Genomic DNA, 12,611 nt, shown 5'->3' with positions numbered 1-12,611 from the left:
ATAATTGAGCAATAATAAAACCACTAGGTAAAAAAACAGTAGGAGATGATATTGATGGAGAGTTTTCCGTCCATTCGGATGAGAAGAAATCGAAACAATGACTGGAGCCGCAGATTGGTCGCTGAAAATCGATTGTCTGCTGATGATTTCATTTGGCCAGTTTTTGTTCGGGAACATCCGGGAGAGGAAGAAATTGTTTCGCTGCCAGGGCAGTTGCGAGTCGGACTGGATCGACTTATTGAACACGTGGGACAGGCAGTAGAATTGGGAATTCCAGCAGTTGCGCTATTTCCTGTTATCGATCCAGAAAAAAAAGATGCAGATGGGAGAGAGGCGACAAATCCGGATAATTTGATTTGTCGGGCAGCCCGCGAGCTTAAGAGAGCATTCCCGGAACTCGGATTAATCGGTGATGTTGCATTAGATCCTTACACCACTCATGGGCAAGATGGAATTTTACGTAATGGCTATGTCGTAAACGATGAAAGTGTAAGTAGATTATCCGAACAAGCCATCATACTTGCGGAAGCTGGTTTTGATGTTGTAGCTCCATCCGACATGATGGATGGGCGTATAGGTGCTATACGGAGTGCTTTAGAGGAAAAGGAACTGGTCAATACAAGAATTCTATCGTATGCGGTGAAATATGCATCCGGCTTCTATGGTCCTTTCCGTCAAGCTCTGGGGAATGTATTATCTGGGGATAAAAAAAGCTATCAAATGGATTCTGCCAATAGCGATGAAGCCCTTCGAGAGGTAGCGCTTGATTTGAATGAAGGCGCAGACATGGTCATGGTAAAACCAGGGCTGCCGTATTTAGATGTCATACATAGGGTGAAATCGGAATTTAAAGTTCCTACTTTTGCTTACCAGGTTAGTGGAGAATATTCAATGTTGATGGCAGCTATTCAGAATGGTTGGCTTGATGCAAATGTTGTAATTGAAGAATCATTAATGTCGTTCAAACGCGCCGGATGCGATGGCATTTTGACTTATTTTGCTTTAGATATGGCTCGGCGACTGAGAGATGGAGAATCTCAAAACATATAGGCAAAATGAAAACAGACCATGCAGGGTCTGTTTTTTTATGAGGACGATTTGAGGACCTTCAGAAAAAGTATTGATGGAAGAAAATCCTTTTTCATACCGATCACACACCTTTTAATAGTATCAGCATATCCAGTTTAAGAGGTTACTTACAAAATATTTAGAATTCTTTGCGAGAATCCTCCTAAATGTAATATGGACTTTAAATATTTTCATTTATAATTCTCTATTTGTCTATACTTTTCATATCGCTGTTGTATAAGCTCTTCCGAGGATAATGGTATCAATTTTTTTAGAGATGATTCGATCACAGATTCAATCATTTTTGCCTGTGATTTTATATCATTTTGTGCTCCACCTTTAATTTCAGGAATGATTTCATCAATAATTCCTAAATGTTTTAAATCTTTTGCTGAAATTTTCATATGTTCAGCAGCTTCTGGAGCATACTTAGCATCCTTCCATAGGATAGATGCTGCTCCTTCTGGCGAAATTACCGAGTACCATGAATACTCTAACATATGGATATGGTTACCGACACTAATGCCAAGAGCTCCACCACTTGATGCCTCTCCAATTACAATACAAACAATTGGGACCTTAAGCGTAGCCATTTCCAAAAGATTTCGAGCTATCGCTTCAGAAATTCCACGTTCTTCAGACCCTTTCCCTGGATAGGCGCCTATTGTATCAATAAATGTAATAATAGGGCGATTAAATTTATCAGCTTGTTTCATAAGTCTTAGCGCTTTTCTATATCCTTCTGGATGTGACATTCCAAAATTTCTTTCTATATTTTCCTTTGTACTTCTACCTCTTTGATGACCAATAACCGTAACGGGCATCTCTTTAAATTTTGCAATACCACCTATCATTGCTTTATCATCACCATATAATCGATCACCATGAAGTTCGAAAAAGTTTGTAAACAATAAAGGTATATAATCCAATGTCGTGGGCCGGTTACGTAGCCTTGCAATTTGAACTCGTTGAAAAGGTGTAAGATTAGAATAAATTTCATCTTGCATTTTATTTAAACGTTTTTCTAATAAATGAATTTCTGACGATAAATCTACATTATTTTCTTTCATCATTTTCTTTAATTCATCAAATTTCTCTTTTAGTTCAATAATAGGACGTTCAAAATCCAAACTCATTTTATCCTCCAAAGGTTATGATTTACCTCACTCTAATCAAAAGACTTAGAAATAGAATCAATAAATAATTCAAAACCATCCACAACTATTTTTTGTTCTGATTCTGATAAATTATTGAGGATACGTTGATAAAATATAAGGGATTGTTCTCTTAAGCGATTAACAGTAATGTGACCTTTTTCTGTGAGGTGCAGAAAAAGTTCTCTTCTATTTTTTTCATTTACTTCACGATAAACAAGCCCCTTTTTTACTAACTTATCTACCAATCTACTTACAGTTGAAGTATCTAATCTAAGTTTATTGGATAGTTGCCAAACAGTTAATCTTTCCACCTCTAATTCCTCTAACGCCATCATTTGAGAAGTTGGTAGAGGTTTTTCAAATGGTCCATTGGGCAAATTTTGAGATTCAAAAACCCCAGTTATTATAATCATTTTCTTAATATCTGTTCTTAGTTTTAAGGCATCTTCTCTTTTCAAAAAGGTCACCCTCCTACAATTCGTGCATCATACATCAATTGTATTATACATCAATATGATTTTTTCACAAGCTTAACATAAGCCAATATGACAACATGGACGAGATATTTCTTCTTGTTAAAATGGTTTAAGTGGATTGTTTTCTACAAATGGCAGAACATCAATTATGTATCAGGGACCTTTATGGGGTACCGCTCATCGCAATCAAGCTAAGAAAATAAAACTACCCCAAAAACGAAAATCTAAATTCTTAAGTTGATGGGCATGTGAGGAAGCCCCTAACAAGCTTTATGAAAATCTTAGAAGCGATTTAGGTTAATAATATAAATGAGGAGCAGCTTGCCGAGGTGTTTCAGTATTTAGCGCAGAAACAGCTATTCGCTTCTGCTGTGAAGCAAGTTATATAGTATATCCAGATGAGTAGGGGGAAACAAGGTCGATTTGAAGAAGCTACGGTTGCTGATCAAAAGATATTAGAAACACAACTCAAAATTCAGAGAGAGGATGGTTTGTATGACTTTTAAGAAGGATTTTACGATGATTGCTCTTACGGTGATTTCAACTGCAGGAATGTACAGTATTGCAGCAGATCGAAACACAACGATGATCGATCCAAACTCAACATTTGAAAACTAATAGGCAAAATGAAAACAGACCTTGAGGGTCTGTTATTTTAAAATGGGGACGGATTGGGGACGAACCCTTTCAGTTTTGTTCAGAATCGAGAGTGACTTTTGTATTTCTCAGTGTGGTTCATTATCCTGTTTTCACAAACAGGAAGCTACATAAAGCAGCTCCCTGGACAAGTAATCAATCTTTCTTTTTTTTGTAGTCTTTTACTAAGCTTGAAACAGTTAAACCCATTACACCGAAAGCGACTACATAAAATAAAATATTTGTTACAGGTGTATCAATTTTTCCTAAAATCAACACAATAGCTATAATAGCGATGGGCAAAGTAATTAACAAACTTTTGGATGCCTTATTTTCTTGTGTCACTAACCAAGCACCTCCTTGTTGTTTCACCATTTAGGTGTGTTTTACTTAATTTTAAAAAACGAACAACATGATGGTTTTAGCAACCCACCACGCTGCATTCTCACTTCCAGTCACTTTAAGAGTGCCTAAATAAATGCCATGTTCAAGAGCGCCTGTATAATGTTCTAGAGTTATTAGAATTGTTTCTAACCCTGTAACACCGCCTATCATTACTTTCAGTTTTGTCGGTAATTGGTCATAGGCTTCTTTTATTGTTTTTATAGCCCATGTGAATTTACCGTGTACAGTAGCTTCTCCGTTTGTTTTTGACTGAGCTTCTTTAATTGCTTTTTCGAACTTTGCAGTTTCTTCTTCATTTAGATTCCAATACTGTGCAATCTCATCTATTGTAAGCTCTTTTGCTTGATCAAAAGAAGGTTTTACAGATGAATAAGAATAGGACTGTTCTTTTTCGAGACCTCTAGCAGCATTTGCTTCTGCAAAAGGTGTGAATATAAAAACAGAAATTCCTGCAACCGTTGATAATATTAAGCCTTTAGAAGTACTTAGCTTTTCCATAATGAACTCCTACTTTTGAATATATTTTAGAAATTAGACTTTCAACGAATATTAAGCTTAGTTAGTAATTTAATATTTTGTTTTAGTTGTTAGGAATATTCCTCTTACTCTAATTAATGTTATCATTTGTAAATAAATGAAGTAAATAGGTTATTTGTTATAGAGTTTGAACGGTAAAATATGCATGCATATTAATTATGAAAAAACATGAACAACAAAGAATTTAAATAAAAAAGAGTAAAACAGGCGTATAAAAAGGTATCATTTTTTGGTTTTTAACAAAACGAAGGAATGCCAGAAGATAATATTAAAGGGGGAAAAATATATAGCACTAGAACAGTTCAAGTTTGGGAAGATTACTTATGATTACTTACGAAGAGTTGCAGCAGGCTTTAACGTAGGCAAAGCTCATGGTAGACTTTGAATAGACAGAAACATAACATATTTCTTGAAAGGATGATTGTGGTGGTGAAATCAGATAAAGTCTCCTCCTGAATACATGAAATCACATTCAGGAGGAGATAAAAAATGTTTAAACAAATAGACGAAAATTACCCACGAAAAGAGCACTTTCATCATTATATGACTTTAACCCGATGCTCATATAGTTTGGTAATCAATCTAGACATCACGAAATTGCATTCAATATTGAAAGAAAGAAATCTGAAAGTGTATCCTGTGCAAATTTATTTGTTAGCAAGAGCTGTGCAAAAAATACCGGAATTTCGGATGGATCAAGTAAACGACGAACTTGGTTATTGGGATATTCTTCATCCAAGTTATACTGTTTTCAATAAAGAAACAAAGACATTTTTAAGTATTTGGACGCCTTATGAAGAAAGCTTTGTTAAATTTTATAAAAGTTGTTTAGCGGACATTGAAACATATAACAAAAGTAGCAAATTATTTCCGAAACCTAATATGCCAGAAAACATGTTTAATATTTCAAGTCTGCCTTGGGTTGATTTCACTTCTTTTAATCTTAATATATCTACAGATGAAACTTATTTACTACCAATATTTACATTAGGCAAATTTAAGATGAAAGAAGAAAAAATAATTTTGCCAGTTGCGATTCAAGTACATCATGCTGTTTGTGATGGCTATCACGTCGGTCAATATATCCAATACTTAAGATGGCTTATTGAACATTGTGAAGAGTGGTTAAACGGTTAATTGTATATATATCTTAAATTTCACGGGCATTTTTCCAGAGGTACTGCAAGGAAAGTTTAGAAAAAAGCGTAAGGCAGGCTTATACAAGTCTGCTTTTTTGTTGTGTGAAGAACATGTGAATGTGCTAAGGATATATTAGTGAGAGATTTTTATGAAAGTAGAGATTTATAGGAAGAATTTAGCTTTCATTCAATCTATTGCACCTATAGATTAAGTTTATGAAAATGTAAGTCAAACTAAAATTGTACGGGGGGAGTCTATAGTTAGTTCATACAATTTTAATTCAATACTATAGATTCAATATTAGAGAGGATTTGGAATGATGAAATTAAAAGTAATGTCCCTAGTATTCGCAGTTATTGGTTTTTTGTTTAGCTTAAACTTTCAATCTATGGCTTTAATAAGTGATGTTGTTTTTTGGCAGAAGTTTGGTTTCTACTCAGGAGCAGTTATATCTTACCTATTTGCCGTTGCGTCATTTATCACATTGATGATTAGCCGAAAACATCAGGGAAAAGGCTCGTCTAAACGTATAATTATTCATATAATGATTGTCGTTGTAAGTGGGCTATCTATATTAATCACGTCATTTATTTTACTTGCTTGGTCCGTTGGTATGTAATTTGGTATAGATAAGATATAAATTCATTTTTTCTTGAAAAACTGTTAAAGAACAATATGAGAGCGAAAGATTTGCTCTTCAACTTATGTACCTGGCTGAAACTCAGTCAGGACTTTTTATGTTTACTGGTAAATTCTTTATTGGAGCAAGGAATTGAATGGGATTGCAAGGTTTTAAAATGAGCAAATAATTAGTTGGACAATGTTATACTTATATCAATAGATATGGGGAGGCATCCACTTTGAAACCATTCTGGGAGAAAGAAGAAGAGAGTCCTTTCACGTTAGAAAAGAAAGGTGAGGAAAAAATTCGTGAAGTAGAGGGAAGTCTTGGTGTGACTTTACCTGATACATACGAAAAGCTCATTTTAGAATGGAACGGTGGTTTTACAGTTCGTAATGCGTTTCCAACTGAACGGCCGAATTCATGGGCAGATGATCATATTCAGTTTGACTATCTAATAGGAACCGCCAAAGGGGATGGAATTATGAGTAGTCCTCAGTTAAGTGATGAATTGGGGCTGCCTGAGGGACTTATTTTCATCAGCGGAGAAGAAGATACATGGATCGCAATGGATTATCGACAAACGAAAGAACATCCGCCTATTCACTATTTTGATTTAGAGATGGAAGTAGATTTTAAGCTGGCAGATAGTTTCGATGAATTTATTGGGCAGTTATATACAGCTGAAGATGCGATGGTCGAGGTAGTAGAGATTGATGATGAATCTTCGGAATTGTATATAAGTAGAGAAGAGCTTGAACTCATTTTTGAGAGAGGAGACCTTCGTCAGCAGAACCTCTTTAAAATGACATATTATCCGATGGAAGACATAGAAGAGATGGAATGGTTTTTCGATCGTATGAAGAAATGTATCAAACAGATAAAAGATCAAAATGTTTTGTATGAAGCAGCCACTGCCATTCACTCCATCCTTTTGTTAAATCCAGATATGCCAAGGAATGACCGTATCAATAAAGAGCTGCAAGAAGTTGCTGAGTTTCTAGAAAATAGTGGAGAGTCTCGAATCGCCTTTTTGGGAGAAGACATTCATCCAGTGAAAAAACCATAGTAAAAGAAGAAAAGCCCTTAAAAGGGCTCTTTTTCTTCTTAGTTTCATGTGAAGTTGTTTAGATTGGATATCTAATGTTTTGGATTTGTAAACAATAGTTTCACGCCAAAGCCTACTAACACTAAACCTGTTATTCTATCAATGGTCGTTTGAACTTTTGCTGATAATAAGAATTTTCTGATGTAGCCAAGAAGCAATACAATCGTTGAAAACCACAATATAGACAATAGAGCGTATATTGAACCCATCACGACAAACTGAAAACTTGTATTCAATCCTGGTGTGACGAATTGAGGTAAGAATGTTAAAAAGAAAATAGCTACCTTTGGATTTAATGTATTTGAGATTAATCCCTGTTTAAAAGCAGAATGTTTTGGCGTTTCGACCTTATGAGGTGGGGCGGCTTCTTTCTCTTTTTTATTCATGAAAGAAGACACACCTAGATAGATGAGGTAAATAGCGCCTAGATATTTAATGATTTCAAATGCTAAAGCAGACTTCATTAGAATTAAGGAAAGTCCAAATGCTGCAGCAAGTGTATGAATAAGAGCGCCTGATGTTAGACCTAACGCCATCTTGATCCCATCAGATTTTCCGGTACCTATGGTTCTTTTCGTGATTAAGGCAAAATCAACTCCAGGAGAAGCAACGACAAACAGAGTAAGAAGAAGAAAAGTCAGAAAATCATTCATATCCATACGTCCTTTCAAAAGTAATAATCCATACTAACGCACAAATGTATAGATTGCAATTCGTATGAGTCATGATGAAAACGCTATTCTTTTTCATTTTTATCTGTCTTTTGGTTTCGGTTACACTCTATACCATCATCAATCCATAAAAAAATTGAAGCGAGAAAAGTGATAATAGAGCATGCAGATCAAATCGCTGACTTACGAGTTGCTGGTCGGTGTACATAAGCTATTTTAATTCTTCATGTTTTTATCTCGCTGATCAGCTTGTTCTTGCTTTGAAAAAGTCTATCAACCATTCGGACAGCTGCTTGTGCGCTTTGCTCACAAATCGATTTGCATAATAAGTTAACTCCAGGTGCCGAATAGGAGCAGGCCCAGATATAGGGATAGAGACAATATTAGGCCATGTTGAATGTTGTTTTAATAACCCTCTTGGCTGGATGGTTGCACCGATACCGGCTTCAACTAACTGCAATAAAGAAGATGCGGACCCAACCTCCATGACGGTGTCCAATTCAAAACCATGTTTTTTACATACGTCATCTACTAAATCCCTGCCTAAATAACCCTTCGGATACATAACTAAAGCATGCTGCGTCAGCTCTTCCAACGTCACTTCACTCTTTTTTGCCAGCTCACTGTCAGAATGAACAAATAATTCGTAGGGCTCACTTCCAAGTGGAACTTGAACGAGACGCTTATCTGCAGGCCCACGCAGGCCAATGCCGAGATCCACTTTATGCGAAAGCACCTCTTCACGAACGAATATGGTTGAAAATGCCTTCAGATTGATTTCAGGATAATGTGTTTTGAATTCTACAAAAAGCGGAACAAGCTGAAAGTCAAGATCGGAGGGTAGTACTGCGAGACGAACGGTTCCTCGCTTTTCAGATAACAGTTCTTTCATGGCACTTTTCGCATCTCTTTCAGCTTGAAGCATTTTCATGCCATATTGATAAAGCAGCGAACCAGCTTCTGTTGCAACCACTTTTTTGCCGATTCGATCAAAGAGTGGCATCCCAAGTTCTGCTTCAAGCAGCCGAATCTGCTGACTTAGTGTAGGCTGTGATATCCCTAAATGCTCTGCGGCTTTTGTGAAATGGAGATGATCGAATACTGCCATAAAATACGTAATGTTTCGAGTATCCATATTTCATCCTTTCATGAATGATAGTATTTTACTATCATCATAATACGAATTATTGTATTGATCAATGAATGTGGCAGACGTATACTCAAAGTAACCTCAACAAGATGAGAGAGGAAGAAGAGTATTTATGAAAAAAGTATTTTATTTAGCCGCTTTATTTTTAGCTGCATTAAACTTACGGCCGATCATTACGTCTGTGGCCTCCATGATGAGTATGATTCAATCGGAGCTTGGTGTAAACGCACTGACAGCGAGTCTTTTAACCACATTACCGGTCTTGTGTATGGGGGTGTTTGCTCCTGTTGCGACGACACTCAGCCGCCGGTTTGGTTTAGAGCGAACCATTTTTTTCTCGATCCTTCTTATTACAATCGCCACCGCACTGCGTGGTACGAGTCAATCTGTTGCCATCCTTCTCATGACCGCGTTTGCAGGAGGGATAGGAATTAGCTTTGCGGGACCATTATTGTCCAGTTTTATCAAAAAGTATTTCCCGAAAAGTCCGGGAATCGTCAGTGTGTATTCTATATCGATGACAATAGGGGCAGCACTTGCTTCGGGCTTCACAATTCCTATTTACCTTCGCAGTCAGCATAACCTTCCGATTGCATTGTCTTGCTGGGCTATTTTAGGGGTTATCGCACTAATCCTATGGCTAGGTCTAGCTCGGAAAAAACAAAAGGCTGGACATGAAACCTTGCCGCTCAGGCTGCCGCTGCGAAACAAAAAAGCCATTCAATTCACTCTGTTCTTTGGCTTTATGTCCAGCATGTTCTATTCGTTGACGGCATGGATTTCACCCATTGCTCTTAGTTTCGGAAATAGTCCGCAATATGCTGCCATGCTGCTTACGGTATTTACGCTTATTCAGATTCCGGTGGCATTACTCGTTCCGGGATTCGTAAATCGCTTAGGAAAGCCGAAATTATTTCTTGTCTTATGCAGTGTGTCAGAGCTGATTGGCCTCATATTTCTTCTACTGCCATTGCCGATCTTGCCAGCCGTTATTTTCCTAGGTATGGGGGCAGGTGGATTATTTCCTTTAGCGCTTATGCTCCCAATTATAGAGACGCGTACTCCGGAGGAAGCTGGTACGTGGTCAGCTATGTCGCAGATGGGTGGGTACATCATGGGAGGGTTTGGTCCATTTTTCATTGGCTTGGTTTTCGATCTAAGCGGACATTTCCATGCTTCCATTGTTGCGATGCTCGTCATCGTTATGCTGATGATTGGCGTTCAGTTGTCTATGAATCTCGGAAAACAACGCAAAGTAGGACCCAATTAACGATCAAATGAAATCGCCACAGCCTATTTTCAAAATAGGCTGATGACGCTTATGATGCTTTATTTTTAGAAGCTGCACTCGAAACCATTTATTGTGCAAGATACTTTTCAACTTTACGGCTGGCCATTTCTGCGGCTTCCATGATGATTTCACCTAACGTTGGGTGAGGATGAATTGTCATTGCTAAATCTTCTGCTGTAGCGCCAATTTCAATAGAGAGAGAAAGTTCTGATATAAGAGTAGATGCTTCAGCACCTACGATTTGTGCTCCTAAAATAAGACCAGATTCAGCATGGGCTACAATCTTCACAAAGCCTTCTGGTTCTTTTAATGCTAGCGCTTTACCATTAATAGAGAACATTGATTTGCCAATGACAACTGGAATGGATTTTAGCTTACAATCAGTTTCACTCAGTCCAACACCGGCCAATTCTGGGCTGGAAAAAACAACAAGTGGGATCGCTTTATAATCTATCATTGAGGGTTTACCGCTGATGGCTTCTGCTGCAACCTTCGCTTCATAGGAAGCTTTATGGGCTAGAGCAGGACCATGGATGATATCACCAATGGCATATATATGCGAAATTGATGTTCTGCATTGTTCATCAATTTCAATCAGTCCTTGAGGGGTCATGGACAACCCGATAGAATCAAGACCTAATGTTCCATCTGTATTCGGTTTCCTTCCTACAGTAATCAGCGCATATTCCGCATTCACCGTGTAGCGGACTTCCTGCTTCTCATAATAAAGGTCAATTCCGCTTGTATGCTGGTCGGCACCTGTGACGTTTGCTCCTGTTATCAGTGTGATTTCATCTTCTTTCAGTTGACGAACGACAGGCGAGACAAGTTCACTTTCAAAGCCAGGCAATATTTGTTCTCCGCCTTCCAAAATGGTGACTTTCGTTCCAAATCTTGCAAACATCTGTCCTAGTTCCACCCCAATATAACCGCCCCCAACTACGACAAGATTTCTCGGAATCTTGGGAAGGGATAGTGCTTCAGTGGAAGACAATATACGACCTCCGAAAGGGAGTGATCTAATTTCAATTGGGCGGGAACCGGTTGCTAGTATAAGATGTTTGAAGGTGATACGCTTTTCCCCTTGTTCGAAATGTTGAATCGCTGCTGTATGCTGATCGATTAAGCTTGCTTCGCCTTCTAGAATTGTAACTCCCGCTGACTTTAACAAAAATTGGACGCCTCCAGCTTGTTTTTTCACAACAGCTTTTTTAAACGCTTGAGCTTCCTTGAAAGAATCGCCTTCTTGAAAAACACCCAATTGTGTGCGGAGTTTGAAACGCTCTGCTTCTCCAATTAGTGCTTTAGAAGGAATACAACCTACATGGGTGCATACTCCGCCTAACTGATCACGTTCTACAATGGCTGTCTTCATGCCAAGATTTGCTGAACGTAATGCCGCCACGTAGCCTCCCGGACCTGATCCAATCACTAAGGTATCTACTGTCTCTAAATGAATCATTTCATGTACCTCCACCTCAAAATATGATGATCATAATATATTATAGTCATCATATTTTAATGAAGTCAATACCATCTGGGTGAGGGAAGATGGATTTCAGTCAATTGACACAAGATAATATGATGAATATAATATTTTGATAAATACACTTAGAGTGAGTGAAAGAGAAGGGGGGGGGGGCGGAAGAGATGCCTTATCCGACAGGCCATAAGTTAAAAGTCAGAGAGCAGATCATTGAAAGTGCTGCAAAAGCATTTCGAACAAATGGCGTTCGTCATATCAGTTTACCATTCATCATGAAGGGGGCAGGTCTAACTCATGGCGGGTTTTACGCCCACTTTAAGAACAAAGATCAGTTGGTGATAGAGGCTTTTCATTTTGCCATTAGCGATACGATAAAGCTGTTGCAAAATGTAGCTGACAAGAAAGCAGACCAGCCTCGAATTCAGACCATCATTGAATTCTATTTAAGTTCCGTTCATAGGGATCAGACGGAGGTCGGTTGTATACTGCCTGCATTGGCAGGGGAGGTTTCTCAATTATCGCAAGAGGTTCGACAAGCCTATACCGATGAATTGAAGCGATTTATGGAGTTTATAGCCGATACGGCAAACATTGATGTCTCTACCAGTTACGCGCTAGTAAGCAGCCTGGTCGGTACAATTGCTCTAGCACGCGCTGTCAATGATTCGAATTTCAGTGATCAATTATTACTAGCAGGCAAGACACAGGCAAAACGCATCCTAGAGGTGGAATCACATCCAAATTAAAACATAGGGGTTGATGTGATGCTGATTAGAGAAGCAAGTACCATAGACTATCCTCTATTTTGAATCCCGTCACCAGTCACACTCAAACGTGTCTCCAAAATCACAAAGCGCTCTCTTT

14 protein-coding genes are annotated in these 12,611 nt (G+C 38.1%); 7 read left to right on the top strand and 7 right to left on the bottom strand.

Annotated features, from left to right (window positions below):
- Positions 1-54 precede the first annotated feature (54 nt).
- Positions 55-1,050 (top strand): porphobilinogen synthase, encoded by a 996-nt coding sequence (gene hemB, locus C6W18_RS11920; RefSeq protein WP_105927682.1) that lies wholly within the window; start codon positions 55-57, stop codon positions 1,048-1,050.
- Between the two features lie 209 nt (positions 1,051-1,259).
- Here the strand turns inward: hemB and C6W18_RS11915 are convergent, their stop codons facing one another.
- Entirely contained in the window at positions 1,260-2,204 is a 945-nt protein-coding gene (locus C6W18_RS11915; RefSeq protein WP_034325088.1) for an acetyl-CoA carboxylase carboxyltransferase subunit alpha, read from the bottom strand.
- A gap of 32 nt (positions 2,205-2,236) precedes the next feature.
- Positions 2,237-2,683: a MarR family winged helix-turn-helix transcriptional regulator gene (locus C6W18_RS11910; protein WP_105927681.1), complete on the bottom strand. Its 447-nt coding sequence runs from the start codon at positions 2,681-2,683 to the stop codon at positions 2,237-2,239.
- Between the two features lie 513 nt (positions 2,684-3,196).
- On the opposite strand from C6W18_RS11910, the gene C6W18_RS20465 reads away from it, so the two are divergent.
- Complete coding sequence (locus tag C6W18_RS20465) at positions 3,197-3,319, top strand: hypothetical protein (RefSeq protein WP_262982642.1); 123 nt, start codon at positions 3,197-3,199, stop codon at positions 3,317-3,319.
- A gap of 174 nt (positions 3,320-3,493) precedes the next feature.
- Here C6W18_RS20465 and C6W18_RS11905 read toward each other — a convergent pair whose 3' ends face one another.
- Together C6W18_RS11905 and C6W18_RS11900 are read right to left on the bottom strand one after the other, a co-directional pair.
- Positions 3,494-3,682 carry a hypothetical protein gene (locus C6W18_RS11905; RefSeq protein WP_034325201.1) on the bottom strand — a complete coding sequence of 63 codons (189 nt, stop codon included), beginning with the start codon at positions 3,680-3,682 and terminating at the stop codon, positions 3,494-3,496.
- 51 nt (positions 3,683-3,733) lie between these two features.
- Complete coding sequence (locus C6W18_RS11900) at positions 3,734-4,240, bottom strand: hypothetical protein (RefSeq protein ID WP_105927680.1); 507 nt, start codon at positions 4,238-4,240, stop codon at positions 3,734-3,736.
- 528 nt (positions 4,241-4,768) lie between these two features.
- On the opposite strand from C6W18_RS11900, the gene catA reads away from it, so the two are divergent.
- The 3 genes from catA (at position 4,769) to C6W18_RS11885 (ending at position 7,110) form a co-directional block, all read left to right on the top strand.
- Entirely contained in the window at positions 4,769-5,416 is a 648-nt protein-coding gene (catA, locus tag C6W18_RS11895) for a type A chloramphenicol O-acetyltransferase (protein ID WP_105927679.1), read from the top strand.
- Between the two features lie 319 nt (positions 5,417-5,735).
- On the top strand, positions 5,736-6,038 hold the full coding sequence (locus C6W18_RS11890) for a hypothetical protein (RefSeq protein ID WP_105927678.1): 303 nt from the start codon (positions 5,736-5,738) through the stop codon (positions 6,036-6,038).
- Between the two features lie 241 nt (positions 6,039-6,279).
- Positions 6,280-7,110, top strand: a complete 831-nt coding sequence (locus C6W18_RS11885) for an SMI1/KNR4 family protein (RefSeq protein ID WP_105927677.1) — start codon at positions 6,280-6,282, stop codon at positions 7,108-7,110.
- Positions 7,111-7,181: 71 nt separating this feature from the next.
- On the opposite strand, the gene C6W18_RS11880 is transcribed toward C6W18_RS11885, so the two are convergent.
- Positions 7,182-7,802: a LysE family translocator gene (locus tag C6W18_RS11880; protein ID WP_105927900.1), complete on the bottom strand. Its 621-nt coding sequence runs from the start codon at positions 7,800-7,802 to the stop codon at positions 7,182-7,184.
- Between the two features lie 262 nt (positions 7,803-8,064).
- Positions 8,065-8,955 (bottom strand): LysR family transcriptional regulator, encoded by an 891-nt coding sequence (locus C6W18_RS11875; RefSeq protein WP_034322365.1) that lies wholly within the window; start codon positions 8,953-8,955, stop codon positions 8,065-8,067.
- Positions 8,956-9,082: 127 nt separating this feature from the next.
- Between C6W18_RS11875 and C6W18_RS11870 the strand changes: the two genes are divergently transcribed.
- Positions 9,083-10,240, top strand: coding sequence for an MFS transporter (locus C6W18_RS11870; RefSeq protein WP_105927676.1), 1,158 nt, complete (start codon positions 9,083-9,085; stop codon positions 10,238-10,240).
- 88 nt (positions 10,241-10,328) lie between these two features.
- Here C6W18_RS11870 and lpdA read toward each other — a convergent pair whose 3' ends face one another.
- Positions 10,329-11,723 (bottom strand): dihydrolipoyl dehydrogenase, encoded by a 1,395-nt coding sequence (lpdA, locus tag C6W18_RS11865; RefSeq protein WP_105927675.1) that lies wholly within the window; start codon positions 11,721-11,723, stop codon positions 10,329-10,331.
- 188 nt (positions 11,724-11,911) lie between these two features.
- On the opposite strand from lpdA, the gene C6W18_RS11860 reads away from it, so the two are divergent.
- Positions 11,912-12,493, top strand: coding sequence for a TetR/AcrR family transcriptional regulator (locus C6W18_RS11860; RefSeq protein ID WP_105927674.1), 582 nt, complete (start codon positions 11,912-11,914; stop codon positions 12,491-12,493).
- Positions 12,494-12,611 lie beyond the last annotated feature (118 nt).

This window comes from Bacillus sp. LLTC93 (assembly GCF_002993125.1).
In the GTDB taxonomy this organism is placed as follows: domain Bacteria; phylum Bacillota; class Bacilli; order Bacillales; family Bacillaceae; genus Bacillus; species Bacillus zhangzhouensis.
This window is presented reverse-complemented; position numbering and strand designations above follow the sequence as displayed.